The organism is Streptomyces sp. NPDC002835, from assembly GCF_053591995.1.
This window is the reverse complement of record NZ_JBSFUW010000001.1, coordinates 286,562-312,888: the sequence shown is the minus strand read 5'-3', so window position 1 is coordinate 312,888 and position 26,327 is coordinate 286,562. Positions and strand designations below refer to the sequence as shown.

The 26,327-nt window shown below is 71.8% G+C and carries 21 protein-coding genes; 6 read left to right on the top strand and 15 right to left on the bottom strand.

What is annotated here, in order from left to right; genetic code table 11:
• The first annotated feature begins 36 nt into the window (after nt 1-36).
• From ACWD01_RS01400 to ACWD01_RS01380, 5 genes are all read left to right on the top strand, one after another.
• Entirely contained in the window at nt 37-480 is a 444-nt protein-coding gene (locus tag ACWD01_RS01400) for a single-stranded DNA-binding protein (protein WP_451156867.1), read from the top strand.
• Between the two features lie 257 nt (nt 481-737).
• Nucleotides 738-2,150 (top strand): Cys-Gln thioester bond-forming surface protein, encoded by a 1,413-nt coding sequence (locus tag ACWD01_RS01395; RefSeq protein WP_451156865.1) that lies wholly within the window; start codon nt 738-740, stop codon nt 2,148-2,150.
• Nucleotides 2,151-2,374: 224 nt separating this feature from the next.
• On the top strand, nt 2,375-4,039 hold the full coding sequence (gene ettA, locus ACWD01_RS01390) for an energy-dependent translational throttle protein EttA (RefSeq protein WP_451156863.1): 1,665 nt from the start codon (nt 2,375-2,377) through the stop codon (nt 4,037-4,039).
• An 8-nt stretch (nt 4,040-4,047) separates the two neighbouring features.
• Nucleotides 4,048-4,512, top strand: a complete 465-nt coding sequence (locus tag ACWD01_RS01385; protein WP_451156861.1) for an acyl-CoA thioesterase — start codon at nt 4,048-4,050, stop codon at nt 4,510-4,512.
• Between the two features lie 8 nt (nt 4,513-4,520).
• The gene (locus tag ACWD01_RS01380) at nt 4,521-5,186 is read left to right on the top strand and encodes a hypothetical protein (protein WP_451156859.1); all 666 of its coding nucleotides are present in this window, start codon (nt 4,521-4,523) and stop codon (nt 5,184-5,186) included.
• Between the two features lie 119 nt (nt 5,187-5,305).
• Here the strand turns inward: ACWD01_RS01380 and ACWD01_RS01375 are convergent, their stop codons facing one another.
• On the bottom strand, nt 5,306-5,710 hold the full coding sequence (locus ACWD01_RS01375) for a globin (protein ID WP_451156857.1): 405 nt from the start codon (nt 5,708-5,710) through the stop codon (nt 5,306-5,308).
• Between the two features lie 108 nt (nt 5,711-5,818).
• Between ACWD01_RS01375 and ACWD01_RS01370 the strand changes: the two genes are divergently transcribed.
• Nucleotides 5,819-6,805, top strand: coding sequence for a methyltransferase domain-containing protein (locus ACWD01_RS01370; RefSeq protein ID WP_451156855.1), 987 nt, complete (start codon nt 5,819-5,821; stop codon nt 6,803-6,805).
• Nucleotides 6,806-6,872: 67 nt separating this feature from the next.
• Here the strand turns inward: ACWD01_RS01370 and ACWD01_RS01365 are convergent, their stop codons facing one another.
• The 14 genes from ACWD01_RS01365 to ACWD01_RS01300 all read right to left on the bottom strand — a co-directional run bounded on the left by ACWD01_RS01365 (nt 6,873) and on the right by ACWD01_RS01300 (nt 26,264).
• Entirely contained in the window at nt 6,873-8,207 is a 1,335-nt protein-coding gene (locus ACWD01_RS01365) for an FHA domain-containing protein (RefSeq protein WP_451156853.1), read from the bottom strand.
• 61 nt (nt 8,208-8,268) lie between these two features.
• Nucleotides 8,269-9,615, bottom strand: coding sequence for a vWA domain-containing protein (locus ACWD01_RS01360; protein ID WP_451156851.1), 1,347 nt, complete (start codon nt 9,613-9,615; stop codon nt 8,269-8,271).
• A gap of 164 nt (nt 9,616-9,779) precedes the next feature.
• A complete protein-coding gene (locus tag ACWD01_RS01355) occupies nt 9,780-11,405 on the bottom strand; it encodes a protein phosphatase 2C domain-containing protein (protein ID WP_451156849.1) in 1,626 nt (541 codons plus the stop codon).
• 3 nt (nt 11,406-11,408) lie between these two features.
• Nucleotides 11,409-14,003 carry a tetratricopeptide repeat protein gene (locus ACWD01_RS01350; RefSeq protein WP_451156847.1) on the bottom strand — a complete coding sequence of 865 codons (2,595 nt, stop codon included), beginning with the start codon at nt 14,001-14,003 and terminating at the stop codon, nt 11,409-11,411.
• Nucleotides 14,000-15,343: a hypothetical protein gene (locus tag ACWD01_RS01345; protein ID WP_451156845.1), complete on the bottom strand. Its 1,344-nt coding sequence runs from the start codon at nt 15,341-15,343 to the stop codon at nt 14,000-14,002. The genes ACWD01_RS01350 and ACWD01_RS01345 overlap by 4 nt, the downstream gene beginning before the upstream one ends.
• Before the next feature lie 88 nt (nt 15,344-15,431).
• Nucleotides 15,432-16,475, bottom strand: a complete 1,044-nt coding sequence (locus ACWD01_RS01340; RefSeq protein ID WP_451156843.1) for a glutamate ABC transporter substrate-binding protein — start codon at nt 16,473-16,475, stop codon at nt 15,432-15,434.
• Between the two features lie 11 nt (nt 16,476-16,486).
• On the bottom strand, nt 16,487-17,881 hold the full coding sequence (locus ACWD01_RS01335; protein WP_451156841.1) for a hypothetical protein: 1,395 nt from the start codon (nt 17,879-17,881) through the stop codon (nt 16,487-16,489).
• Between the two features lie 302 nt (nt 17,882-18,183).
• Nucleotides 18,184-19,182: an N-acetylglucosamine kinase gene (locus tag ACWD01_RS01330; RefSeq protein ID WP_451157347.1), complete on the bottom strand. Its 999-nt coding sequence runs from the start codon at nt 19,180-19,182 to the stop codon at nt 18,184-18,186.
• On the bottom strand, nt 19,179-20,444 hold the full coding sequence (locus ACWD01_RS01325) for a 6-phospho-beta-glucosidase (protein ID WP_451156839.1): 1,266 nt from the start codon (nt 20,442-20,444) through the stop codon (nt 19,179-19,181). Before ACWD01_RS01325 ends, ACWD01_RS01330 begins: the two co-directional genes overlap by 4 nt.
• Nucleotides 20,445-20,456: 12 nt before the next feature.
• Nucleotides 20,457-21,365, bottom strand: a complete 909-nt coding sequence (locus tag ACWD01_RS01320) for a carbohydrate ABC transporter permease (RefSeq protein WP_451157345.1) — start codon at nt 21,363-21,365, stop codon at nt 20,457-20,459.
• A gap of 12 nt (nt 21,366-21,377) precedes the next feature.
• Entirely contained in the window at nt 21,378-22,340 is a 963-nt protein-coding gene (locus ACWD01_RS01315) for a carbohydrate ABC transporter permease (protein ID WP_451156837.1), read from the bottom strand.
• Nucleotides 22,340-23,677, bottom strand: a complete 1,338-nt coding sequence (locus ACWD01_RS01310; RefSeq protein ID WP_451156835.1) for an ABC transporter substrate-binding protein — start codon at nt 23,675-23,677, stop codon at nt 22,340-22,342. Before ACWD01_RS01310 ends, ACWD01_RS01315 begins: the two co-directional genes overlap by 1 nt.
• Before the next feature lie 88 nt (nt 23,678-23,765).
• Nucleotides 23,766-24,974, bottom strand: a complete 1,209-nt coding sequence (locus ACWD01_RS01305; protein WP_451156833.1) for an ROK family transcriptional regulator — start codon at nt 24,972-24,974, stop codon at nt 23,766-23,768.
• A 210-nt stretch (nt 24,975-25,184) separates the two neighbouring features.
• Nucleotides 25,185-26,264, bottom strand: coding sequence for a mechanosensitive ion channel family protein (locus ACWD01_RS01300; protein WP_451156831.1), 1,080 nt, complete (start codon nt 26,262-26,264; stop codon nt 25,185-25,187).
• Nucleotides 26,265-26,327: the final 63 nt, after the last annotated feature.

Sequence of the window (26,327 nt, the reverse complement as noted above, 5' to 3'; positions counted from 1 at the left end):
ACCGGGAAAACGCAGCCGGACGGGGAGGTGACCGTCATGAACGACACCATGGTGACGGTAGTGGGGAATGTCGCCACGAATGTGGAGTACCGGGAAACGGCCACGGGAGGGATGGCCCGATTCCGTTTCGCGGTGCCGTCGCGGCGGTGGGACCGCCGAAGCGGTAACTGGACCGACGGGCCGACGAGCTTCTACACGGTCTTCGCCTGGCGCTCGCTCGCGCAGAATCTCACTGGCTCCGTTTCGGTGGGGGAACCGCTTCTCGTGCACGGCCGGCTGAAGGTGCGCGAGGAGGAAGTGGACGGCAGACGGCGGACGTTCGTCGACATCGACGCGCAGGCGGTGGGACACGATCTGACCCGCGGGACCTCGGCCTTCCGTCGGGTGGCCAGAAGCCGGCCGGACTCCGCGGAGGGGAGCCCGGCCCCGGAGGTTGGTGAGGCCGCAGCCCGTCGGGAGCCCGTAGGAGCCGTACGGTGAGGGGGAGTTGGGGTAACCGAGACGATTTCGCCGCGCGCCGGGGGCGGGGTGAAAGCGGCGATCAGGGGTGAACTGACCAGTCGGGATAACGATTTTGAGTCGGAACGGTTATCTGACGGCATGATCGGGGATCGGGCTGCGCGCCCTCCATAGGATTCCCGGGTACTCACGGGGCACTTGAGTCTGCTGGCGAGGCACTTCCCCCACGCGTCACCCGCGAAAGGTCTCGCCCGGAGGGGAATTCTGCTGTGTTTGCTGTGTTCTCTGCGTCTGTCGTACGCAGGCGGCGCGCTGTTCGACGCCTTGCCGCAGTGGCGGTGGCGTCAGGCCTGATGGCCGCCGGCTCCATGGCCGGCGCCGGGGCGGCCGTCGCCGACGACGCCATCCAGCACCAGGGCGGCGCCGTCGCCACGCTCGACGGTCTGCAGACGTACCACCAGGCGGTGCTGCACACCAATGGCAAGGACCAGGAGATCCTCGCGGGTCTCTTCGAGATGACGGTCGACGGTGGCGGTCAGCTGCAGACCTACTGCATCGACATCCACAACCCGACCCAGGAGCAGGCCAAGTACCTGGAGACCGCCTGGGACGAGACGTCACTGAACGACAACCCGAACGCGGGCAAGATCCGCTGGATCCTGCAGAACTCCTTCCCCCAGGTCAACGACCTCGCCGCACTGGCCAAGAGCGCAGAGCTCGACGGCACGCTGACGGACAGGACCGCGGCCGCGGGCACGCAGGTGGCCATCTGGCGCTTCTCCGACAAGGCGGACGTGACGGCCGCCGACCCGGCCGCCGAGCAGCTCGCCGACTGGCTGGAAAAGTCCGCCAAGGACCTGGCCGAGCCCAAGGCGTCGCTGAGCCTGGAGCCGAGGGCCGTCTCCGGCAAGCCGGGCGGCCCGCTCGGCCCGGTCACGGTCCGCACCGACGCCGGGGAGGTCGCGGTGACGCCGCCCGCCGACGCGGTGGCCAGCGGCATCAAGATCACGGACGAGGCCGGTAAGCCGGTCACCACCGCCACCGACGGCGCCAAGCTGTACTTCGACGTCCCCGAGGACGCCGCGGACGGCACGGCCGCACTGAGCGTCCAGGCGGGCATGTCCGTGCCGGTGGGCCGGGCCTTCGCCAGCGTGACCAAGAGCCAGACGCAGATCCTCGCCGGCTCCAGCGAGTCCACGGTCTCCGCGACGGCCACGGCGACCTGGGCGAAGCAGGGCGCGATACCGGCGGTCTCCGTCGAGAAGAACTGCGTCAAGGGCGGCGTCGACGTCACGGCGAGCAACAAGGGCGACGCCCCGTTCACCTTCTCGTTGGCCGGCTTCGAGCACACCATTGGGGCCGGGGAGTCCCGGACCGTGACGGTGCCGGTCGCCGAGGACCAGGCGTACGACTTCACGATCACCGGGCCGGGCGGCTTCAAGAAGAACTTCAAGGGCGTGCTCGACTGCGAGACCGCGAGCGCGCCGCAGGAGCCGGGCACCGAGACCCCGTCCTCCCAGCCCAGCCCCGCCTCCGCGGGCGGCACCTCCGGGGGCCTGCAGGGCGACCTCGCGGAGACGGGCGGCTCCGGCGCCACCCCGATGATCGCGGGCATCGCGATCGCCATGGTGCTGGCCGGTGGCGGCGCGGTGTTCCTCCTCCGTAAGAAGAAGGCGACCACCGGCGCGTGACGGCTGTGCCGCGCACAGTGACAACAGGTTGAGAAGAGGGCCCGGCACACCCGTGCCGGGCCCTCTGCCGTGCCCGGACCCGAGGTCCGGGCCGGTCGGCGCGCCCCCGGGCCTGCGCGTACGGCGGCGGGGCGCCGGGGGCCGCGGGCGCGGTTTCCGTCCGAGGGGCGGCGTACGGCAAGATGGGTGTATCTGCCCACCCACTTCCTGCCGGACGGTTTCTCTTGGCTGAGTACATCTACACGATGCGCAAGACGCGCAAGGCGCACGGCGACAAGGTCATCCTCGATGACGTGACGCTGAGCTTCCTGCCCGGTGCGAAGATCGGTGTGGTCGGCCCCAACGGCGCCGGTAAGTCCACCGTGCTGAAGATCATGGCCGGACTGGAGCAGCCCTCCAACGGCGATGCGTTCCTCTCGCCCGGCTACAGCGTCGGCATCCTCATGCAGGAGCCGAAGCTGGACGAGTCGAAGACCGTGCTGGAGAACGTCCAGGACGGCGCCGCGGAAATCATGGGCAAGCTCAAGCGCTTCAACGAGGTCGCTGAGCTCATGGCGACCGACTACTCGGACGCGCTCATGGAAGAGATGGGCAAGCTCCAGGAAGACCTCGACCACGCCAACGCCTGGGACCTCGACGCCCAGCTGGAGCAGGCCATGGACGCCCTGGGCTGCCCGCCCGGCGACTGGCCGGTCGTCAACCTCTCCGGTGGCGAGAAGCGCCGCGTCGCGCTCTGCAAGCTGCTGATCGAGGCCCCCGACCTGCTCCTCCTCGACGAGCCCACCAACCACCTCGATGCCGAGTCGGTGAACTGGCTTGAGCAGCACCTGTCGAAGTACGCGGGCGCCGTCGTCGCCGTCACTCACGACCGGTACTTCCTGAACAACGTCGCCGAGTGGATCCTCGAGCTCGACCGCGGCCGCGCGCTCCCCTACGAGGGCAACTACTCCACGTACCTCGACAAGAAGGCCACCCGCCTCAAGGTCGAGGGCCGCAAGGACGAGAAGCGCGCCAAGCGGCTCAAGGAAGAGCTGGAGTGGGTCCGGTCCAACGCCAAGGGCCGCCAGTCCAAGTCCAAGGCCCGTCTCGCCCGTTACGAGGAGATGGCGGCCGAGGCGGACAAGATGCGGAAGCTGGACTTCGAGGAGATCCAGATCCCGCCGGGCCCGCGGCTGGGCTCGGTCGTCGTCGAGGTCGAGAACCTCAGCAAGGCCTTCGGCGACAAGGTCCTCATCGACGACCTGTCCTTCACGCTGCCCCGCAACGGCATCGTCGGCATCATCGGCCCGAACGGCGCGGGAAAGACCACGCTGTTCAAGATGATCCAGGGCCTCGAGGAGCCGGACGCCGGCAAGATCAAGATCGGTGACACGGTCAAGATCTCCTACGTCGACCAGAGCCGCGCCAACATCGACCCCAAGAAGACCCTCTGGGCCGTCGTGTCGGACGAGTTGGACTACATCAACGTCGGCCAGGTCGAGATGCCGTCCCGCGCGTACGTCTCCGCGTTCGGCTTCAAGGGCCCGGACCAGCAGAAGCCGGCCGGTGTCCTCTCCGGTGGTGAGCGCAACCGCCTGAACCTCGCGCTGACGCTCAAGGAGGGCGGCAACCTGCTGCTCCTCGACGAGCCCACCAACGACCTGGACGTCGAGACGCTGTCCTCGCTCGAGAACGCGCTGCTCGAGTTCCCCGGCGCGGCCGTGGTCATCTCCCACGACCGCTGGTTCCTCGACCGGGTCGCCACGCACATCCTGGCGTACGAGGGCGACTCCAAGTGGTACTGGTTCGAGGGCAACTTCGAGTCGTACGAGAAGAACAAGATCGACCGTCTCGGCGCCGACGCGGCCCGTCCGCACCGCGCCACGTACAAGAAGCTCACCCGGGGCTGATGCCGCGCATGGCCCGTCACATCTACCGCTGCCCGCTCCGCTGGTCGGACATGGACGCCTTCGGGCACGTCAACAACGTCGTCTTCCTGCGTTATCTGGAAGAGGCGCGGATCGACTTCATGTTCCGGCTGGCGCCGGGGGACGGTTCGCCTTCGTTCTCCGGCGGCTCCGTGGTCGCGCGGCACGAGATCGATTACGTGCGGCCGCTGGTCCACCGGCACGACCCGGTGATCATCGAGTCGTGGGTGACGAAGATCAACGCCGCGTCCCTGACCATCGCGTACGAGGTCAAGGAGGCGGACGATCCCACGAAGGCGGATTCCGCGCAGGTGTATGTGCGGGCCTCGACCGTCGTCGTGCCGTTCGACCTCGAGGCGCAGCGGCCGCGGCGGATCACCGCAGAGGAGAAGTCCTTCCTCGAGCAGTACCTCGACGACGTGGGCAAGGCCGCCGAGGGCGCCCTCGTCGCATGAGCACGCCCATGTCCGTACCTGTGCAGAGTCTGCGGCTCGCCGACGAGAGGGAGGCGGAGGACCTCTCCGCCTTCCTCGCCCGGCTGATCCACTACGACCGCGCCGCCGCGGTGCGGCTGCAGGCGCAGGGGCCGGCGCTCGCGGTGTTCGGGCGTCCGCCGTCCTTCGAGGTCCTCGCCGTCCGCACGGCGCGGCTCGTGGAGGCGGCCCACCTGGACGTCACCGTTTCCGCGGGCGAACTGCTGGAGTCGCTGGGCGGCGCGGAGTTCGCCGTGCCCGGCGCGGTCACCGGCCCGCCGTGGGCGGGCGTCCTGCCGCCACGTGGCGGCTGGCGCGAAGTGCCCGGGCTGCCGGACGCCTCCGCGATGCGCGGCGCGGTCGCGGCGGCCGTCGCCGAGTTCCGCGAGCGGGACGAGGCGCTTCCGGCGGAACGGCGCACCCGTGCGGAGCGGGACCGCATCGGTCGCGAGATCTGGTCGCGCACGGTCGGTGGCACAGGCCTGCCGTTGCGCGCCGTGCACGCGGCGCAGTCGCTCGGGTTCCTGCGGGCCGGGGTGCCGGTGGAGCTGCTGTCGACCGGGACGTGGCTGAGGCTGCGCACGCCGTTCGGGTCGGTCGCGGTCCGCACGGGCGGGCCGCTCGGCGGGCTCACGCTCAGCCCGAGGCACGGGTAGCGGATCCGGTCGGGGCGTTTCCGGGCGGGGCCCGGTGGGTTCGGGTTGCGTGCCCGGTGCCGGACCCGAGCCGTGTCGCTCGGGATCCGGGTGCCGCCGGTGGGCAGGTGGCAGGCAGGTCAGTCGGGGGTGTTCACCATCGAGGCCGCGGCATACGTGAGGTAGTCCCACAGCTGCCGCTCGTGCTCCTCCGCGAGGCCCAGCTCGTCCAGCGCCGTACGCATGTGTCGCAGCCAGGCGTCGTGGGCGGCGCGGTCGACGGTGAAGGGGACGTGGCGCATCCGGAGCCGGGGATGCCCGCGGCGGTCGCTGTAGGTGCGCGGCCCGCCCCAGTACTGCATCAGAAAGAGCGCGAGCCGCTCCTCGGCCGGGCCCAGGTCCTCCTCCGGATACATCGGACGCAGCAGCGGATCACCGGCGACGCCCTCGTAGAAGCGGTGGACGAGGCGCCGGAAGGTCTCCTCGCCGCCGACCTGCTCGTAGAAGGTCTGCTCCTGAAGCGTCCCGCGCGGAATCTCATTCACGCACCCCATGCTCTCAGACCCACCGGCCGAGGACGGAGGGCCCTAGGGCCCTCCGTCCGTGCGGCACGGTGGCTCGCTTCCGGGGCGACTGCGCAGGAAAGTGAACATATGGGTCAGGTCGTGGACCGTTTCGCCGAGTCCGCCGCGAAGGCGCGGCGGTCGATGGTGCGTGAGATCGCGGCTAGGGGCGAGCTGACCGATCCGGCCTGGCGGGCGGCGTTCGAGGAGGTGCCCCGGCATCTGTTCGTGCCCTACTACTTCACCGCCCGCGCCGGCACCTACGAGCGTCTGTGGTGCGAGGACCCCGACCCGGGGCGCCGGGCCAGGTGGCTGCGCGGCGCGTACAAGGACGAGCCGCTGGCCACACGGCTGCGTGACGGCGATCTCGTCTCATCGAGCAGCCAGCCGTCCCTGATGGCCCTGATGCTGGACGTGCTCGAGGTCGCCGACGGGGACCGGGTGCTGGAGATCGGCGCGGGCACCGGCTACAACGCGGCACTGCTCGCGCACCGGCTCGGCGATGCGGCCGTCACGACCGTCGACCTGGACCCCGAGATCACCGAGTCCGCCCGTGTGCATCTGTCGGCCGCCGGATACCACCCCACCGTGGTCACCGGTGACGGGGCGCGCGGCTGTCCCGAGCGCGCCCCCTTCGACGGCGTCATCGCGACGTGCGCCCTGACGTCGGTGCCCTCCGCATGGCCCGCCCAGTGCACCGACGGCGCCCGTATCGTCACGCCGCTGTCCACCGGGATCATCGCCCTGCGGGTGCGCCACGACGCGGGCGGTCGCACCGCCGAGGGGCGTTTCCTGCCCACCTCGGCGTACTTCGTGCCGCTGCGCGGCCGAGCCCTGCCCGAGGAGGTCCGAACGGGCGGTCTGCCCAGGGGCGTGGCCGAGAACGACCTCTTCCGCTTCCTGCTGAGCCTGGGCGCGGGCTCGCTCGACCCGCGTGAGGCGTTGTCCCTGTGGGAGCGGGAACACCGGCCGGGGCGCGAGCGCTTCGGGGTCACGGTGCGCGGCGAGCGGCAGTGGGCGTGGCTGGACGATCCCGAGGGGCCCTACGTGTGGCCCCTCGGGCCGTCCGGCGTCTGAACGCTCACGGCACGCGCCGCGTACCCATGGTTGTCGGCAGCAGGATCGCCGCCGCCGCGGCTGGGGATCAGCCGCGGCGGACGGTGATCGTCGTCCAGGCGCCGACGTGCACCCGATCGCCGTCGTTCAACGGCACGGGGACATACGGCTGGATCGGCTCCTCGGCGCCGTTGAGCGTGGTGCCGTTGGTCGAGTTCTGGTCGACGACGGCCCAGGAGCCGTCCGGCTGCTGCACCAGCACCGCGTGCTGGTGCGAGACACCCGGGTCCTCCGGGGGCACCGACAGGTCGATGTCCGGCGACTCGCCCGTCGACTGCCGGCGGCGTCCGATGGTGATCTGCCCCCCGGTGAGCGGCAGATGCTGCTCGGGGGAGTACGCGGGCAGATTGAGCCCGGTCGCCTCGGGGCCGCTGCGCTGCATCATCGCCATGAAGTACTCGCGGTCCGGCCCGACCACGGCCGTCCAGCCCGCCGGCGCGATGTCGTGGCGGGGCGCCTGCGGCTGACCGGGATGCGCGCCCTGCATGCCAGGGCCCTGCTGGTGCCGGCCGGGCGCCGACTGCTGCGGGAACGGCGGCGGTCCCTGATGACTCTGCTGCCCCTGCTGCCCCTGGTATCCCTGTGGCGGCTGATGGCCCTGGCCCTGCGGACCCTGGCCCTGCGGACCCTGGCCGTGCTGTCCCTGTCCGTGCTGTCCGTGATCCTGCGGTCCCGGCGGGGGCGGGGGCGGGGGCGACTGGGTACGGGACGGCGGGGGCAGCATCCAGTCGTCGCCGCCGGTCTGCTGAGGCTGCGGCGGCGCGGGCGGCGCCGGCTGCTGGAAGGACGGCGGGGCCGGAGGGCCGGGCTGCTGCTGGAACGGTGACGGCGGAGGCGGCGGACCGCCCTGCGGCTGGAAGGCCCCGGGCTGTTGCTGCTGCCGGTGGTCGCCGGGCTGCTCCTGGCCCAGCGGCTCCGCGGGCCGGTTCATCTGCGAGGGCCGCGAACCCTGGTAGTCGAAAGGATCACGCTGCTGCTGGTGAGGCGGCGGCGGAGGAGGGCCCTGCTGCGCCGGCGGCGCGGGCGGACCCGGCTGCGACTGGAACCCCGGCGGGAGGTTGAGCCCGCCCTGCGGCTGGGGCGGCGCCACCGGTGTGTAGGACGTCGCCGTGTGCGTGAGGAAGTTGTACCGGCACTCCTCGCAGAACGGGGCCATGGCCTCGCGCGGGGTGCGGCACTGCGGGCAGAGCTCCGCCTGGGCCGTCGCGTTCGGATCGGCCGGGCCGGGATAGCCGTAGCCGGGCGGCGGCGGTGGAGGCGGCGGTACGGCTCCCGAGGGAGCGCCGGGAGGAGCCATGCGGTGGCCGCAGACCTCGCACCAGTCGTCGGAACCCGACTGGTGTCCGTTCGGGCAGGTCGGCATGTCGGCGCTTCCCCCTCTCCTCATCCGGCCCGAGGGCCGATCACTTCGTGTCCGTGCGTGGTTACTTCTTGACGCGAACGGTTTTGGTGGAGCGGGTCTCGAGAGTCATCTCGTCCGCGTCCGCGACCTTCGCCTTCAGTCGCACAGTACCCGTCGCCACATCGACGACGTCCACCACCTTCGAAAGCAGTTTCGCAGTGTCCTCGTTCCCGGAACGTGCCGCCAGCTGCACCGCGCGGCCCAGTTTCGCGGTCGCCCCGCCGAAATCACCGGACTTCCGGGCGTCGAGGCCCTGCTGGATCACCTGTGCCAGCTCCGCCTGGCCGGTGTAGTGCGCGACCTGCGGATTGATCGCTGTGGAGGCGACCGCGTCGTTCGTCCACACCGCCCGTACGAGCCCGTGCGACAGGACTTGTGGAGTGCCGCCGTCCGCGGCCGGAATGATCAGCGAGGCCCGGGCCGCCAGCATCTCCTGACCGATTCCGGCCTGCGGCACGTGCACACATATGTGGTAGTCCCGGGACTCGTCGCCCCAGGAGCCGGTCGGATAATCGCCTGCGCGCGGGCCCGCCTCCGTACGCCGCCCGGTGAGGTCCTCGACCGTCGGCGCGACCTGCTTGACGAAGGCGATCTCGACGCCGACCGGAGTCCACAGCCGCAGCGCGACATCCGCGACCTCCTTGCCCATCGCGTCCTCCATCATCCGCGTGAAGTCCGCGGACAGGCCGCCCGGATCGGCGACGATGTCCGCCGTGCCGAGCAGCGCGGAGGCGATGCCTGTGACTTCTTTCACCTCCCAGTCGGTGCCGACCCCGCGGGCGTCACAGGTGAAACGGCCCGCGCACGCGTCGAGAGCGGCGCGCAGATCCTGGGGCGACTCGTGCTCGTTGCGCCCGTCGGTGAGCAGGATGCCGTGCCGGATCGCCGGGTCGGCGGAGGACAGCAGCCGGTCGGCCAGGCGCAGCCAGGTGCCGATCGCGGTGCCGCCGCCGGCCGTGAGCCTCCGCAGCGCGTCCTTGGCCTGGGCCCGGGTGGCCGCGTCCGCGACGGCGAGCCGCCCGCCGCCCGGATACACCTCGAGCGCCTTGTGGGTGCCGGCGACCACCGCGAACGCGACACCGTCCCGCAGGGTGTCCACCGCCGCGGCCGTCGCATCCCGCGCGTTGCGCAGTTTCTCCGGCGGGTAGTCCATCGACCCCGAGCAGTCCACCATGATCACCACGCCGGCGGACGGCCCCCGGTCCGACCCGCCGGCCGGCGGTGCCGGCGCGTCCCGCAGCGGAGTACCGCCGCCGGTGGAGGTGACCGTGACGATCGCGTTGACCTCGCGGCCGCCCTCAGGGAGGTATTCGTTCTGGTACACCTCGACCGAGAACTGCGGCACCTGGGACTTGGAGAAAACGGCCATCCGATCGGCTCCTTGTGACTCCGCCCGGGCAGCGGGCAGCGACTGCGCGGGCGGGTTGACATGGTGGGCAGGTTCGCGGGCGGCGGACGAGAGCGGTCGCGGCGGGCGGCCGGACGAGAGGCCGGGGCCCCGACCGGAGTGCCGGGGCCGGCCCGTCGGACGGGTCAAGCCGTGTCGTAGGCCGATCCTGCCCCTTGCCGCGGTACGGCGAACGGCAGCACCGCCACTGTTACGTTGTCGTGGCCGCCGCCGTCGAGGGCATGGCCGACCAGCATCTGGGCGCTGTGCAGGGGCCGTTCGGACGCGTCCGCGGGGATGGCCCGGGCCATCTCCTCCGCCGCCTCCGCGTAGTTCCACAGCCCGTCCGTGCAGACCACGACCACGCCGGAACGGTCCGGCTTGAACGCGGCCGTGTGCGGCTCCAGTTCGTACGCGTCGGCGCCGAGCCAGCCCGTGATCGCGTGGGCCCGCTCGTCCGCGTACGCCTCCGCCTCGTTCATCAGGCCGGCCGCCACCATCTGCGCGGCCCACGAGTCGTCCTCGGTCAGCCGGGCGGGCGGCGCGGAGCGGTCGTCGGGGACCCAGTAGGCGCGGCTGTCGCCGACCCAGCCGACGATCAGCAGATCCCCGGCCGCCACCGCGCCGACGATGGTGCAGGCGGGCGCGTTCTGGTGCCGGTGCGGATCGTCGCCGGGGCCGGGCTCCGGCTCCTGTGCCAGGGCGTTGACCGCCTCCGCCGCCGCCACGATCGCCTCGTGCATGGCCTGCTGCGGGTGCGTGCCGCGGGGCAGCGCCTCCAGCAGCCGCTCGTTGGCCGCGGTCGCCGCGGCGGCCGACGCCTCGTCGGGGCGGGTCGCCGAGGACACGCCGTCGCAGACCACGGCGACGACGGCCGGGGAGCCGTCCGGCAGGGCGGTGGACGAGACGGCGAACGAGTCCTCGTTGCGGTGGTGCCGCAGCCCCCGGTCGCTGACCGCGGCGACGGGGCCGATCTCCGCCTCCATGTGGTCGCGTTCGCGGGGCTGGGCGTGGCCGCAGTTCTCGCAGTAGCCGTCCGTGTCGACACGGCCGGCCCGGCAGGCCACACAGACCTTGCTGCCGGGCGGAGCGGCGGCGGGCCCGGTCGTCACGGCCGCCGCGCGCGGATCGGCGCCGGGGGAGGGGGCGGGAGTGGAGACGGAGGAGGGAGCGGGGGAGGCCGCGGGGGTCGGCGCGGCGAGCTCGAAGTCTCCGGAGGGCGGGTTGTCGAACCGCACGACCGGGGCGGGCGGGTGGCCCGCGCCGGGACCGTCGGGGACGGCGGCGGGGCCGGTGCCGACGGTCACGCCCTCACCGGCCCGCCCGTGCTCGCCGTGGCCCGCCGGGCGCGCGGCCGGAACGTGCCCCGGCCTCGGCTCGGCGCCCCCGCCGGGAGCCGCAGGACCGGCGGGACCGGCGGGACCGGCGGGACCGGCGCCCCCGGCGGGACCGGTGTGCCCGGCTGGGCCGACATGGCCGGTCGGGCCGGCCGTGGCGGGCCCGGTCGTCGGAGGCAGGTCTCCGCCGTCGGAGTCGGTGCCGGGAACGTCGGCGGCACGCTGCGTCGGCGTAGGCGTGCCCGTCGTGTCGGTGCCGGTCGCCGCCGGCCAGTCGACCGGCGTGCCGATGGCCACGGTCGGGCGGTCCTGCGCCGCGGTGGGCACGGCCGACAGGTCGTATCCGCACGCCCCGCAGAACCGGTCACCGGGCTCCAGAGGTTCGTCGCAGCCGGGGCAGGTCGACCCGACGGCCGGCTGGTGCTGTTGCGCCATCAATCACACCCACGTCCGGGGGCGGTAGCGGTTGGCCCGCTCCACCAGCTCTATGCGCTCCTCGCCGCGCTGGGCGAGCCGGGCGAGCACCCGGAAGGAGCGTTCCAGCCCGAAGCGCAGACCGCGTTCGTCCAGCGCGCTCCCGAGCAGTGCGCTCGGTGCGTGCGGAACGGACGGCCCGCTTCCGGGACTTCCGGAGAGTACCCAGTCCAGCGCGGTGCCGAGTACCTCTGTGGACAACTGCTCGCGCCGCACCGCGTCGAGACCGAGCTGCTCGAGGGCGGCGACCTGCGCGGCAGCCGCCGACAGGTCCGCCAGCAGCGGCTCGTGCACGGCGCGTCGCCGCAACCTCGCCCGTACGGCCGCCACTCGCGCCGCCGTGTAGTGGATCGAGGCCTCCGGCACCGACTCCAGGGTCCGTACGGCTCCGGTGCGGTCGCCCGCCGCGAGCTGGACCCGGGCGAGGCCGAACGCCGCGCTCACATGGCTCGGGTCGGTCGTCCACACCAGGCGGTAGTAGTCCGCCGCGTTGTCCAGCTGGCCGAGCACCTCCGCGCACAGCCCGAGGGCCAGCTTCGGCGCGGGCTCGCCGGGAAACGCGTCGTAGACCGCGTCGAAGGACACGGCCGCGGCCGCGTGGTCGCCGGTCACCAGCGAGGTGACGCCCCGGTACCAGACCACCCGCCAGTCGTCGGGCTGCTGCGTCTCCATGGTGGCGAGCGCGGTCGTCGCGGACAGCAGGTCGCCCGCCTCCAGCCGGGCACGCAGTTCGCGCAGCCGGGTCTCGGGGGAGCTCGTGGCCACCGTGTGCAGTGCCGCGATCAGCTCGGCGGGCGCCGCGGCCATCAGCCCGGCCAGGAAGCCCGCGTGGGGGTCGCTCGGGTCGACCCTGGGCAGGGGCAGCGCCAGCGCGTGGGCCCGTGTGTCGAGTACGGCGAGGTACGGGGCGGGGGCCGGGCCCGCCGACGGCGCGTCCGGCGCGAGGGCGCCGGCCGTACGGGGCGCGGGCACCGCCCCGTACGCACCGGCGGCCGGCGACGCGGGAGGGGCCGGCGGGGCCGGGGTCTGCGGGGCGGCCGCGGCCGGGGCGCGGCGTCCACCGCGTCCCGTGGCGGTCCGGGCGCCGAGCCGGGAGACGTCCCCCGCGTGCTCGGCGAACAGGCCCGTGTCCGTCACCCGCAACTCCGGGCCGAACAGCGTCGACACGGCCGGGCGCGGGCGGCCCGTCTGCATGGCGACGACCTCCCTGAGCACGCCCGTCAGCTGCTCGCTCATCTCCTGCGCCGAGGCGAACCGCCGTGCCGGATCAGGGTCGGTCGCGCGCACCAGGAAGCGGTAGAACGACTCGTACGTCCGCAGGACCTCGATGTTCTCGGGGTCCGGCAGGCAGTCGACGAACACGTTCGTGTAGCCCTGGAAGTCGAACGTCAGCACGGCGAGCGTGCGCGCCACCGTGTAGAGGTCGGAGGCCACCGAGGGGCCGACGTCCGCGACCTCGGGGGCCTGGTAGCCCACCGTGCCGTAGATGGCGGACTCCTCGTCGTCCATCCTGCGGACCGCGCCCATGTCGATCAGCTTGAGCTGGTCCTGCTGCTGGATGGCGTTGTCGACCTTGAAGTCGCAGTACAGAAGGTTTCTGCTGTGCAGATGGCCGAGCGCCTCCAGCGCCTCGATGCCGTACGCGCAGGCCTGCTCGACCGGGAGCGGGTCGCGGCGCCCGTCCGGGCCGCGCCGCTCGTTGGCGAGCTCCTTGAGCGACTTACCGCCCACGTACTCCATGACGATGTACCCGTCGAGGGAGCCGGTGCGCTGGTCGAGATGCTCGACGAAGTTGTAGATCCGGACGATGTTGGAGTGCTCGATCTCGGCGAGGAAACGCCGTTCGGAGATCGCGGCCGCCATCGCGTCCTGGTCGCCCGTGTCCAGCAGGCCCTTCAGCACCACCCACCGGTCGGATACCGCCCGGTCCACGGCCAGATACACCCAGCCCAGACCGCCGTGGGCCAGACAGCCCACGACCTCGTACTGGCCGTGCACGATGTCGCCGCCGCCCAGCTTGGGCACGAACGAGTAGGGGTGGCCGCACTTGGTGCAGAAACCCTCCGTACGTCCGGGCCGGTCGCCGCGCGCCCGGCCCACCGGCGCGCCGCAGTCCGAGCGTGAGCAGAACCGCTTGCGCTCGGGCACCTCCGGGTTCGCCATGACGGCGGACCGCGGGTCGGGCCGCGGCACGTCCGGCACGGTCACCAGCCCGGCGCCCAGCCGGTTGCGCGCCGACGACCCCGTCGACGAGCCGGAGCTGCGGACCGACACCGACCGGGCGGCGGTGCTGCCGCCGGACAGCGAACGCGACAGCCGCCCCGACACCGACCGGCGTGACGAGGACGAACGCGCGGACGCCCGTGAGGAGCGCGAACTGCTGCGCGCCGACGACGAGTCCCGGCCGCCCGCGGCGATGCCGGTGGGCGGTGACGAGACCATGCCGGTGGGGGACACCACCGGGGCGAGGCCGCAGGTGCCGCAGTACAGCTCGCCGCCGCCCATGTCCTCGTACGCGCCGTCGCAGCCGGGGCGCTGGCAGTTTCTGATCTCGCTCATGAATCCTCTCCGCGGTCGGTGGGCCCCGACTCCGGCGCGGCCTGCCTCGGCACCAGGACTTCCGCCGCCGCGTGCTGGTACCGCAGCACGGCCTGCTCCGCGGCGCGCAGATCGCACGGCGCGCTCCACAGCATCCGGCGCGCCGCGTCGTACCGCTCGATCAGCAGGGAGTCCTCCGCCATGCCGTGGCGTGCGACCTTGGCCTTGTAGGCGTCCAGCCGGCCGCGCAGCTCGGCGCGGACCGCGAGGGGCGCGGTGACGGCCGTCAACGACTCCCGTGCGCGGCACAGTTCGTCCTCCGCCTCCTGCTCCAGGGACTCGAGCAGCGGCGAGAGCCGGTGCCACTTCGCGTGCCTGCGGTACTCGGCGGCCGTGGCGAGACGCTCCTGCAGTGCGGTCGGCGGGCCGCTGACGGCGGGCACCTCCGACGCGGCGATCTTGGCGAGGACCTCTCCGCGGGCCGCACGGGCCTCCGTCAGCGTCCGGTCGGCGCGGGAGAGCAGGTCGCGCAGCCGCATCAGCCGCTCCTCCGAGTCCTGCCGGACCTGGAGCACCGCCTCGATCTCGCGGCGCACGTCCTCAAGGGCACGCGCCGCCCGGTCGTAGCGGTCGGTGTCCGGCCGGCCGCCGCCGGGCGCGGCGCTACCGGGTCCCGGCCGCCAGAAGGCGAGCGGGTCGGACACCACCTGCTCCCGCAGGGTGGCCAGCTCGTGGGTGATGGACTCCAGTTCGTCGCCGGAGGGGTGCTCCCCGGGCCGTACGCCGACGGAGTGCGCGAGCGAGCGGGTGCGCCGCAGTTCGGCGGAGAGCAGGTCGATACGGGCGGGCAGCGCCGACCACACCGCGTCGGCGGCCACCACCATGTCCAGGGACGACGCGTAGAGCTCGTTCATCCGGCTGACGAGTTCCTCGAGGGTGAACTCCTCCGCCAGCTTGGCCGGTCCGGCGAGCTGCGGTCCCAGGTGGCCGGGCGGGCTCGCCACGGTGACACTGCGGCCGCGCAGCCGCTCCGTCAGCTCGGCCAGGTCCTCACGGCTGGACCAGCGCCTGCGGGCACGGAGCTCACGGATGTCGTTCAACGCGGCCGTGTAGGCGTCGAAGTAGAACCAGAGCAGGGTGATCTGCTGGTCCGCGGTGGCCCAGCGGTCCTTGGTCACACCGGTCAGCTCGGCACCTTCGAGCAGCCTGCGGCCCGCGTGGTCCTGGAGGGCCAGCAGCGACGTCTCCACCGCCTCGTGCTCGGCGCCGAGCCGTGCCAGCGCACGGTCCACCTCGTCCCGGTCCATCACCGGCCCGTGCGGACTCCCCGCCGAGCCGGGGAAGGGTCCCGCGACGCCCATCGATCACCTCTCCGTTCTTCTCGTCGCCCGAGTCGTGCTGAAAACCTGCTCGCCGTGGAAACCTGTCCGGCGCGTTGAACCTGTCCGCCTAGTCCGCCCGGTACTTGGGCTGCGGCGGCTCCGCCATGCCCGGCAGATCGGCCGCGAGCCAGTCGTTGTACGCCTTCTTCCAGGCGCTCTTGCGGTAGTCGACCAGGACCTTGTTGATCCGGCGCACCAGGTCGTCGTTGCCGAGCCTCGTGGCCACGCCGTAGTACTCGGTGGTGAAGGGCTTCTCGCCCTTGAGCTCCACCGCCGGGTCCTGCGCCGCCTGGCCGGCCGCCAGGGCGTTGTCGGTGACGATCGCGTCGACGAGGCCCTGCTGGAGCCTGACCAGGCAGTCGAGCTGGTTGGGCACCGTGTACAGGTCCTCGTCCTCGGGCAGGCCGTCGTGCTTGTCCTTGAACGTCGCGCCGAAGCTGTTCTTCTCCAGCGCCTCGTACGCGGTCGAGCCCTCCGCCGAGCAGACCCGCTTGCCCGTGAGCGACGCGTCGTACCCGGTGATCTTCGAGCTCTTGGGCGCCAGCACCTGCTGACCCGCATGGAAGTAGGCGGTGGAGAAGGCGACCTGCTCGATACGGCTGCAGCTGATCGTCATCGTGCGCACCACGATGTCCACCGTGCCGTTCTCGAGGGCCGGGATGCGCTGGTTGGTGGGTATGGCGCGGAAGATGACGGCGTCCGGGCTGCCGACGATCTCGTCCGCGATGGCGCGGGCGAGATCGATGTCGAAGCCCTCGAGGCTCTTGGTGACCGGGTCGCGGTAGCCCCAGCGGTAGCTGTTCTGGTCGACGCCGACGATCAGCTTGCCCCGCTTCTTGATCGCGTCGATGGTGGGCCCGTCGGCGCTCGACGGGGTGAGGGACGCCTCGGGGTCCTCGCAGCTGTCCGCCTTGGCGGACACGGGGGAGGTGACGGCCGGGCCGGTGCCCTCCGTCAGGGCGCCCGCGCCGCCGCGGGACAGCGGCAGCAGGGTCACGGCAGCGGTCAGCGTGCAGGCGGCGGCCATGGAGGCGACGCCGCCCCAGCCGCGCAGCCGGCGCGGAGCGCGCGGGCCGCGCCGGCCGCCCGGACGTGCCTTCGTGTCCGACATCGCTCCCCCTCTCACCGGTACTCCGAAAGCCTGCGGCTGATTCCCAGCACGGCACCCGCCGCGCCGAGCACACCCAGGGCGACGGCCCCGGCCGGCAGCCCGGTCAGTGCCCCGCGGCCGTCCTTCGCCGCCTCGGTGAACTCGCGCTGCTCGTGCGCCAGCGCCTTCTTCAGCGCGGCGTCGACCTTGTCGAAGGACTCGCCGGTGGAGCCCTCCGCGCCGATGACCTTGCGGAGCACACCGTCGTAGTCACCGGCCCGGTCGGTCCTGGTGACGTCCTTGTGACGCTCCTGCCACTCCGACACGGCCGACATCGCGGCCCTGACGGGCGCACGGCCGTCCTCGTCGTCGGCGAGCAGTTCCGCCCGGTGCAGCTGCTCGCCGAGCTGTTTCATTCCCGTGGCGTAGTCCGTCTCGTACTTGTCGCTCTTGCCGTCGTTGGTGAGCACCGCGCCGCGCGCCACCACGGTCAGGTTCTCGTTGGCCCGGGCCTTGAGCGAGTTGATCCGGGCGTCGCCGAGCACCTTGAGGGACTGCTGTCCGTGCAGGTCGGCGTCGTTGAGCTGGGCGCGGGCGACGGTGTGCCCCACCGCGAGCCAGAGCAGCAGGACCGTGGACCCCGCGGTCGCCGCGACCAGGCCGTGGTTGAACACGCGGTTGGTGCTGCGGTAGTTGCGCCGCTGCGCCCACACCAGGACCCCGATCGCCACCACGCCGCCCGCCAGGGAGAGGACGGGCCAGAACCGGGCGTCCTCGTCGTCCTGCTCGAGCCTCGCGGTCTCCGCGTCGTACAGCTTCTGGGCGGCGGGCAGCAGCTCCCTGGACATCCGGTCGTTGGCGAAGCGGAGATAGGCGCCACCCAGTGGCCGGCCGAGCCGGTTGTTGGCGCGGGCGCTCTCTATCAGACCCGTGTAGCGCGGCAGGGCCTCGTTCAGCAGGGCGATCTGCTGTCCCGATTCACTCGAACTGTCGGTGTTCGTCGCCGCCTTGACGAGCAGCCGGGACGCCAGTGCGATGTCGTCGTCGTACCTCTTCGCCACCTCGGGCGGCTCCTCGATGCCGGCCAGGAAGCCGCTGGAGGCCGCCGTGTCCGCGTCGGCCAGCGAGCGGTAGATCGAGGCGGCGTCGGCGCTCAGCGGCTGACTGCGGCTCACCACGTCGTCCGCGGCGTCCGCCCGGGCGGAGATCTCGAACGCCGTCACCGCACCGAACGCCACCACCAGCACCGCGAGAACGGCGCCGATGATCTGCAGCCGCCCCGGCTCCGTCGTCGCCGCGGCACGCAGCCTGCGTCGGCCCTCGTCCCAGGCGCCACGTGCCAGGGGCGGCTGGGCCGGCGGCTGCGCGGGCGGCGCAGGGTGCGGAGCCGGCTGAGGCGCTGTGCGCACAATCGGCGGGTGTGTCACGTGACCTCCCCCTTGGTCGCTGACGTCGGCCCGCCCCCCGGCGGGTCCTGGGACTGCTCCCGGCCAGAAGTATGGCCGCAGGGGACTCTCTCACACCACAATGGACGCGATCTTGCTACTGGCGCGGGCGCCAGGCCGCCGCCCTCTTCGCACATTCCCCACAGTGTCCCCACCATGAATACGTTTCCCGGCCTTGATCGGTTCCCTCGCGGGACACCGGTGTGAGGAGAGAGCCGTGACGGCACGACGCCGCCCGTTGCCCCGGAGGGCGCAGGCGGCGTCGTGTCCCCGAGACGTATCCCTTACGCGTAGTGCTCACGCAGCGCCGCCCGCGCCTCGGGCGGCGCCCCGACGCGGTCCAGTCCCAGCAGCGCTGCCCCCAGCACCGGCGCTGCCGTCACCACCTCGGCGACCGCCTTCGGCGCCCGGACCGCGAGGAGTTCGCGGATGCGCCCGTCCAGTTCGGGGTGGCGGGCGGCCAGCACGCTGCCGCCGAGCAGCACCGGCGTCTCCTCGTCGAGGAGTCCGAGCCGCTCCAGGGCGACGGTCGCCATCGCCACGACCTCCTCCGCCTGCCGGTGGACCAGCGACCGGGCCACCGGATCGCCGTCCGCGCTCGCCGCGAAGAGCACGGGAGCCATTTCGTGCCTGCGTCCAGCGGGGATACGGCCCAGATGCAGGGCCTCGATCAGCGCGTACACCGAGTCCACCCCGAAGTGCGCGGGCAGGGCCGTGGCCAGTGCCGTCGGCTGCCCGCGCCCGTCCTCGGCCCGCGCCGCGTGCCACAGGGCCTCGTCCGCGAGGCCCCCGCCGCCGCCCCAGTCCCCGGAGATCTTCCCCAGCGCGGGGAAGCGGGCGGTGCGGCCGTCGGGCAGAGTGCCGACGCAGTTGATGCCCGCGCCGCACACGACGGCCACGCCCCGCGGCTCGTCCACCCCGGCCCGCAGGATCGCGAACGTGTCGTTGTAGACCTGGGTGGTGCGCCCCCAGCCCCGCTCGCGCAGGGCGTCGGTCAACTGCCGCTCCTCCACCGGCAGGTCGGCGTTGGCGAGACACGCGGAGACATGCTCCACCGCGCCGGTGATCCCGCCCTTGGCCCTGGCCTTGCCGACCGTGGCCGCGAGGGCGTCGAGCGCCGCCGTGACACCGGCCTTCGACGGCTGGAAGCCCGGTCCCCGGGCCGAGGCCAGCACGGAGCCGTCGGCGCCGACGAAGGCCACGTCGGTCTTGCTGTTCCCCGCGTCGACGGCGAGGACGGCCGCCGCGGTCCTCTCCCGGTTCCCCCCGGAGGAGTCGGTCATACCCACGGGAGGTGCTCCCGGTTGTGCTCGATCAGGCGGTCGGTCAGCTTCTCGGCGTACTCGTACTGCCCGACCAGGGGATGCGCCAGCAGCGCCTTGAAGACCCGCTCGCGCCCACCGCGCAGTGCTGCCTCCAGCGCCAGGTCCTCGTAGGCGGTCACGTTCGCGATCAGCCCGGCGTACAGCGGGTCGAGGCCGCCCACCGGCAGCGGGGTCGCGCCCTTCGTCCCCACGGCCGCCTGCACCTCGATGACGGCGTCGTCCGGCAGGAAGTCGAGCGTGCCGTTGTTGTACGTGTTGACCACCTGGTACGGGGAGCCCGCACCGCTGAGCAGTGACGCGGCGAGGTCCACGGCCGCCTCCGAGTAGAAGGCGCCACCCCGCCGGGCGAGCAGCGCCGGCTTCTCGTCGAGCTGCGGGTCGCCGTACATCTCCAGGAGCCGGCGCTCCATCTCCGCGACCTCGGCGGCCCGTGACGGCTTGGTCCGCAGCTCCCGCACGACCTCGTCGTGGCCGTAGAAGTAGCGCAGGTAGTACGAGGGGACGACGCCGAGGCGCTCGATCAGCTCCCGCGGCATCCGCAGATCGCCCGCGACGGCGTCACCGTGGTCGGCGAGCAGCCGCGGCAGGACGTCCTCGCCCTCCGGGCCGCCGTGCCGGACGGCGGTCTCCCAGGTGAGGTGGTTGAGCCCGACGTGGTCGAGATGGACCTCGGCCGGCGCCACCTCCAGCAGCGCGGCGAACTTCCGCTGGAAGCCGATGGCGACGTTGCACAGCCCGACGGCCCGGTGCCCCGCCCGCAGCAGCGCACGGGTGACGATGCCCACCGGGTTGGTGAAGTCGATGATCCAGGCGTCGGGGTTGGCGCGGCGTACCCGCTCCGCGATGTCGAGAACGACCGGCACGGTCCGCAGCGCCTTGGCGAGACCGCCCGCGCCGGTGGTCTCCTGGCCGACGCAGCCGCACTCCAGCGGCCAGGTCTCGTCCTGCTGACGGGCGGCCTGCCCGCCCACACGCAGTTGCAGCAGGACGGCGTCGGCGCCCGCGACGCCGGCGTCGACGTCCGAAGTGGTGACGATCTTTCCTGGGTGGCTCTGTCTGGCGAAGATCCGCCGGGCGAGGCCGCCGACCAGTTCGAGCCGGTCGGCCGCGGGGTCGACGAGGACGAGTTCCTCGATCGGCAGGGTGTCGCGCATCCGCGCGAAACCGTCGATGAGTTCGGGGGTGTACGTGGAACCGCCCCCTACGACAGCGAGCTTCATGAACTGGCCTTTCTAGCCCTTCACTCCGGTCAGGGTGACGCCTTCGATGAAGGCTTTTTGCGCGAAGAAGAAGACCACGATCACCGGCGCCATGATCATCACCGTGGCGGCCATGGTCAGGTTCCAGTCGGTCTGATGGGCTCCCTTGAAGGACTCCAGGCCGTAGCTCAGGGTCCAGGCGGCCGGATTCTCCGAGGCGTAGATCTGCGGACCGAAGTAGTCGTTCCAGCAGTAGAAGAAGTGGAAGAGGGCCACGGCCGCGATGGCCGGCCTGGCCATCGGCAGCACGATCCGCACCATCGTGCGGAACTCGCCGCAGCCGTCGATCCTGGCCGCCTCCGTGTACTCCTTGGGGATCGTCAGCAGGAACTGGCGCAGCAGGAAGATCGTGAACGCGTTGCCGAAGGCGAACGGGATGATCAGCGGCCAGAGCGTGCCCGCGAGGTCCAGCTGCTTCGCCCAGAAGAGGTACATCGGCACGATGACGACCTGCGGCGGCAGCATCATCGTCGCGATGACGAGCATCATCGCCAGATTCCGGCCGCGGAAGCGGAACTTGGCCAGCGCGTACGCCACGGGGATGCTGGAGCCGACGGCGAGTACGGTGCCGAGCCCCGCGTAGAGCAGCGTGTTGCGCCACCAGACGAGGAACCCCGGGGTGTTCCACACGGTGGCGAAGTTTTCCCACTCCCAGGTGCGCGGCCACAGATCCCGGGTCAGGGCCTGGTCGTCGCTCATCACCGCGGTCAGGAACACGAAGACGAACGGCAACAGGAAGAACAGGGCGGCGGCGATCGCCAGCGAGTGGACCGCGATCCACTCCAGGGCGGCACGCCGCCGCGCGGCCCGCCGGGCAGCGGTGCTCCCGCGGCCGGGGGAGGTCGCTGCGGGAACGGAGGTGCGGGCGGGGCTCGGTGTCATGGTGGTCATCGGTCAGTCCTCCGCCGACATGAAGCCGGAACGCCGGCGCATCAGGAAAGCCGTGAACGCCATGGCCAGGACGAACAGCACCAGGGCCACCACACAGGCGGCGCCGGTGTCGAAGCGCTGGAAGCCGAGGTTGTAGACGGTCTGCGGGACGGTGAGCGTCGTCTTGTCCGGGTACCCGGGCTCGAACTGCTGCCCGGAGCCGCCGATCACCCCGCTCGCCACCTTCGCCGCCACCAGTGGTTCCGTGTAGTACTGCATCGTCGCGATCACTCCGGTGACCACGGCGAAGAGCACGATCGGCGAGATGTTCGGCAGCGTGATGTAGCGGAACCGGTGCCAGGCCCTGGCGCCGTCCAGCTCCGCCGCCTCGTACTGCTCCTTCGGCACGTCCAGCAGCGCCGCCATGAAGATCACCATCAGATCGCCGATGCCCCACAGGGCCAGGATCGTCAGGGACGGCTTGGACCAGGCCGGGTCGTTGAACCAGCCGGGGGCCGGCAGCCCCATCCCCTCCAGGATCGTGTTCGCCGGTCCCGTACCGGGGTTGAGCAGGAAGACGAACGCCATGGTGGCGGCGACCGGCGGGGCCAGGTACGGCAGGTAGAACAAGGTCCTGAAAATCCCCGGCCCTGTCTTGATCTTCGTGATCAGCAGCCCGATGCCGATGCCGAACAGGACCCGCAGCGACACCATGACGGCGACCAGCCACAGGGTGTTGCGCAGCGCCGGCCAGAGATGCGGGTAGTCGTTGAAGACGTACGACCAGTTCTTGAGGCCCACCCACGTCGGCTGGGCGAACCCGTCGTACTTCATGAAGGAGAAGTAGACGGTCGAGACCAGCGGGTAGGCGAAGAAGACCGTGAAGCCGATCAGCCAGGGAGAGAGGAACCCGAGCGTCCGCAGCGCGGACCTGCGGCGCTTGGACCGCAGCGCGCGGACGGCCGGGTGGACGGCGGTGGCTGACATCAGCGGGCCTGCTCGTTGTCCTTGTCGACCTGGGCGTCGGTCTTCCGCAGGCCGGCGTCGAGGTCCTTCTCCCGGCCGGCCTCGTAGCGCACCCCGAGGTCCTGCGCGGTCAGCAGGAACGCGCCGCCGTTGACGGAGGACGGGGCGTGGGCGCTCTCCGGGTGCTGGGCGATGTCCACGAACGTGCGGTACAGCGGGTCGTCGTTCAGCTTCGGCGACTCCAGCGCCGCCACGGTGGAGGGCACGTTGTGGATGGCGTTGGCGAAGGAGACGACCGCGTCGGTGTCGGTGGAGAGGTACTTCACCAGCTCCCAGGCCGCGTTCTGCTTCTTGCTGACCTGGGCGATGCCGAGGATCGTGCCGGACAGATAGCCCTTGCCGTAGTCGGCGGCCTGCTCGTCGGGGACGGGGAAGGGCGCCGCGCCGATCTCGAAGTCCAGACCGGCGTCCCTGGCCATCTTGCCGCGCCACTCGCCGTCGAGCTGCATGGCGACCTGGCCGGTGTGGAAGGGGTGCTTGGGGCCCCACTCGTCACCCAGGCCGGTGCGGAACTTCTCCAGCTTCTGGAACCCGCCGAGCTTGTCGGCCAGGTTCTTCTGCCAGGTGAACAGGGCCTTCGCGGCCGGGTCCTTCGACAGGTTCGACTTGCCCTGCGCGTCGAAGTACTGGACGCCGAACTGCGACGCGTAGTGCTCGAACGTCGTCTCGTAGCCCTGGAAGTTGGGCATGAATCCGAGCTGCTCGTAGCCGGCGCCCTTGGTCCTGGTGAGCTTCTCGGCGACCTCGTCGAACTCGGAGAGCGTCTTCGGCGGCGCGGTGATCCCGGCCTCCTTGAACGCCTTCTTGTTGTAGTAGAGGCCGTACGCGTCACCCAGCAGCGGCACCGCGCACCGGTCGCCCTCGTGCTCGGTGTACTTGGCCATCTGCGGCAGGAAGGTCTTCGCCGGGTCGATCCCCGACTTCGCCAGGAACGGCTTCAGGTCGGCGAGCGCGCCCGTGGTGCAGAACCGGCCCAGGTTGTCGGTGGCGAAGGAGGAGACGACGTCCGGCGCGTTCGAACCGCCCGCCCGCAGCGACTGGTTGAGCTTGTCGTCCGTGATGCCCTTGACGATCTTGACCTTGATGTTCGGGTGCTTCTTCTCGAACGACCTGATGTTCGCCTCGATCGCCTCGACCTCGCTGGGCGCGGACCAGCCGTGCCAGAAGGTGAGCGTGGTCCGCGCGTTCGGATCGTCGGTGGCACCGCTGTCGGTGGATCCCGTGCAGGCCGTGGCGAGAAGCGATATCGCGGCGGTCGCGGCCAGCGCGACACCCGTGGTCCGGCTGTTCTTGGGCATGACGATGTCTCCCTGTGACAAGGACGGGTCGGGGGAAGGGGAGAAACAGAACGCGGGGGAGGGCGTGGGGGCGCGGGGAGTCGGTGGATCAGTGGGAGGTGTCGAAGACCTCGTCGCGGGTGATGGCCAGGGCCCTTTCCAGCGCGCCGCGCAGTACCGGCTGCCGGCGTACGGACCCGAGCACGAGCCGCGGCCGGGACGCGGCCAGCTCGGTCAGTTCCGCCTGGACGCGCGCCCGCAGCGGCTCGCCGCCCGCGGCGATGGCCTCGCCGGACAGCACCACCAGCTCCGGGTCGAGCACGGCCACCATGGAGGCCAGACCGGTCGCGAGACCTGTCGCGTACGCGTCGAGCAGCTGCCCGTACGCCCCGGAGTCGTTCTCCGCGGCCCTGGCCACCAGCGCGATCGCGACCTCGGGGTGGGCGCCGCAGCCGACGTCCTCCGCGGCGAGACCCAGCTCGCGGGCCAGCCGGGGGAGTACCTGGGCTCCCGCCAGTTCCTGGAAGCCGCCGCTGTTCGCCTTGGTCACCTGGCGCACCAGCGGGGTGCCGGGCACGGGGAGGAAGCCGACCTCGCCGGCGCCGCCGGTGAAGCCGCGGTGCAGCCTGCCGCCGATGACGACGGCGGCGCCGAGACCTTCCTCGTTCCACAGCAGGACGAAGTCGTCGTGGCCGTGCGCCGCGCCGAGACGCTGCTCGGCGACGGCGGCGAGATTGACGTCGTTCTCGTACTCGACGGGCATCGGCAGAGCGGTCGCCAGCTCGTCGAGGAGCGTGGGGGAGTGCCAGCCGGGCAGGTGGGAGGCGTACCGCAGCCGTCCGGTGGACGGGTCGAAGGCGCCGGGCGTGCCGATGACGAGGCGGTGCACGTCCGCGCGGGTCAGACCGGCTGCCTTGACCGCCCCGTCGAGCGCGTCGGTCACCTGCCGTACGACGCCGTCGGCGCGGCGCCCCGGGGTGGGCAGCTCGAACTCTCCGACGGTCGCCCCTGCCAGGTCGGCGACGGCGGCCCGGATGCGCTCGGGGGTGACGTCCAGGCCGGCGGCGTGCGCCACGCGGCCGTTGATCGCGTAGAGCTGGGCGCTGGGGCCGGGCCGCCCCTCGGTGGTGCCGGTGGCGACGACGAGACCGGCGGCCTCCAGCCGGGCCAGCAGCTGGGAGGCGGTCGGCTTGGACAGCCCGGTCAGCTTGCCGATCCTGGTCCGGGAGAGCGGGCCGTGCTCCAGCAGGAGATCGAGCGCGGCACGGTCGTTCATGGCGCGCAGTACGCGGGGGGTACCGGGCGTGGTTCCGGCCACGACGGTTGCACCTGCCTCTCTGAGCGGCCTCTCGTGCACTGTTAGGAAAGTTTCCTATTTCCCTGGGGCGAAAGTAAGCCGCAGGTCGGGTGCCCGTCAATGGCAAACACCCCCTGGGCAACCAAAGCGTTACCCAAGGGGAGTGGTGTCATCCGTCCTGACCGGTCGACCCGACCGCGGCGGCCCGGGCGGGCCGGTGCCGGCCCGGGCTCACTTCGTGAGGTTGGCGGGCGGAGTTATCGGCGAGGCGGCGATCGACTGCGGCGACCGCTCCGACGCGAAGGCCGACGGAGCCGCCATCCCGGCGGTCGGGTCGGCGGGGGACTCCTCGGCCTGCTGCGGCAGCCCGCCGACGATACGGATGCCCCGCTCGTCGAACGCCCGCTTGATCCGCCACCGGATCTCCCGCTCCACGCCGAGCGCCTTGCCCGGCATCGTCTTCGCGGAGACCCGGAACGTCATGGAGTCCAGCAGCACCTCGGTCAGGCCCAGCGTCTCGAGCGGGCCCCACATCTGCTCGTTCCACGGCTCGTCCTTCGCCAGACCGTCCGCGACCTCGGCGATGACCGACTTGACGCGGTCCAGGTCCTCGGAGGGATGGACCGTGATGTCGACGGCCGCGGTCGCCCAGCCCTGGCTCAGATTGCCGATCCGCTTGATCTCGCCGTTGCGCACGTACCAGATCGCGCCGTTCTCGCCCCGCAGCTTGGTGACCCGCAGACCCACCTCGATCACCTCTCCGGATGCGACACCGGCGTCGATCGAGTCCCCGACGCCGTACTGGTCCTCCATGATCATGAACACGCCGGAAAGGAAGTCGGTCACGAGATTGCGCGCGCCGAAACCGATCGCGACACCCGCCACACCCGCGGAGGCCAGCAGCGGCGCCAGATCGATCTCGAACGCGCCGAGGATCATCAGACCCGCGGTGCCGAGGATCAGGAACGAGGCGGTCGAACGCAGCACCGACCCGATGGCCTCGGACCGCTGACGCCGCCGCTCGGCGTTGACCAGCAGACCCCCGAGCGTCGTGCCCTCCACGGCCTGCGCGGAACGGTTCATCCGTGCTATCAGCTTCGTCAGCGCCCGGCGCACCAGCATCCGCAGCACCAGGGCCACCACGAGGATCAGCGCGATACGCAGCCCGGTGTTCAGCCAGATGGACCAGTTCTCCTCCACCCAGCCGGCCGCGCTCTCCGCGCGCTTCGCGGCCTCGTCGAGGGTGACGGGGCTCGGCGAGGGGTCGTTCTCCAGCAGACGGGACGACCAGGAGGACCAGAAGGCGGTCACGGGAAGGAACCTCCAGCTTGCGGTGACAGACCAATAACATTAACCGGGCATCCGGGCTCCTCC

Bases quoted from the DNA above. Each gene is read 5' to 3' on its own strand.
- ACWD01_RS01350 (WP_451156847.1), bottom strand. From the start codon at position 14,003: ATGAGCGAGATCAGAAACTGCCAGCGCCCCGGCTGCGACGGCGCGTAC.
- ACWD01_RS01320 (WP_451157345.1), bottom strand. From the start codon at position 21,365: ATGACACCGAGCCCCGCCCGCACCTCCGTTCCCGCAGCGACCTCCCCC.
- ACWD01_RS01345 (WP_451156845.1), bottom strand. From the start codon at position 15,343: ATGGGCGTCGCGGGACCCTTCCCCGGCTCGGCGGGGAGTCCGCACGGG.
- ACWD01_RS01325 (WP_451156839.1), bottom strand. From the start codon at position 20,444: ATGAAGCTCGCTGTCGTAGGGGGCGGTTCCACGTACACCCCCGAACTC.
- ACWD01_RS01355 (WP_451156849.1), bottom strand. From the start codon at position 11,405: ATGGCGCAACAGCACCAGCCGGCCGTCGGGTCGACCTGCCCCGGCTGC.
- ACWD01_RS01365 (WP_451156853.1), bottom strand. From the start codon at position 8,207: ATGCCGACCTGCCCGAACGGACACCAGTCGGGTTCCGACGACTGGTGC.
- ACWD01_RS01370 (WP_451156855.1), top strand. From the start codon at position 5,819: ATGGGTCAGGTCGTGGACCGTTTCGCCGAGTCCGCCGCGAAGGCGCGG.
- ACWD01_RS01330 (WP_451157347.1), bottom strand. From the start codon at position 19,182: ATGACCGACTCCTCCGGGGGGAACCGGGAGAGGACCGCGGCGGCCGTC.
- ACWD01_RS01380 (WP_451156859.1), top strand. From the start codon at position 4,521: ATGTCCGTACCTGTGCAGAGTCTGCGGCTCGCCGACGAGAGGGAGGCG.
- ACWD01_RS01315 (WP_451156837.1), bottom strand. From the start codon at position 22,340: ATGTCAGCCACCGCCGTCCACCCGGCCGTCCGCGCGCTGCGGTCCAAG.
- ACWD01_RS01385 (WP_451156861.1), top strand. From the start codon at position 4,048: ATGGCCCGTCACATCTACCGCTGCCCGCTCCGCTGGTCGGACATGGAC.
- ACWD01_RS01310 (WP_451156835.1), bottom strand. From the start codon at position 23,677: ATGCCCAAGAACAGCCGGACCACGGGTGTCGCGCTGGCCGCGACCGCC.
- ACWD01_RS01400 (WP_451156867.1), top strand. From the start codon at position 37: ATGAACGACACCATGGTGACGGTAGTGGGGAATGTCGCCACGAATGTG.
- ACWD01_RS01340 (WP_451156843.1), bottom strand. From the start codon at position 16,475: ATGTCGGACACGAAGGCACGTCCGGGCGGCCGGCGCGGCCCGCGCGCT.
- ACWD01_RS01360 (WP_451156851.1), bottom strand. From the start codon at position 9,615: ATGGCCGTTTTCTCCAAGTCCCAGGTGCCGCAGTTCTCGGTCGAGGTG.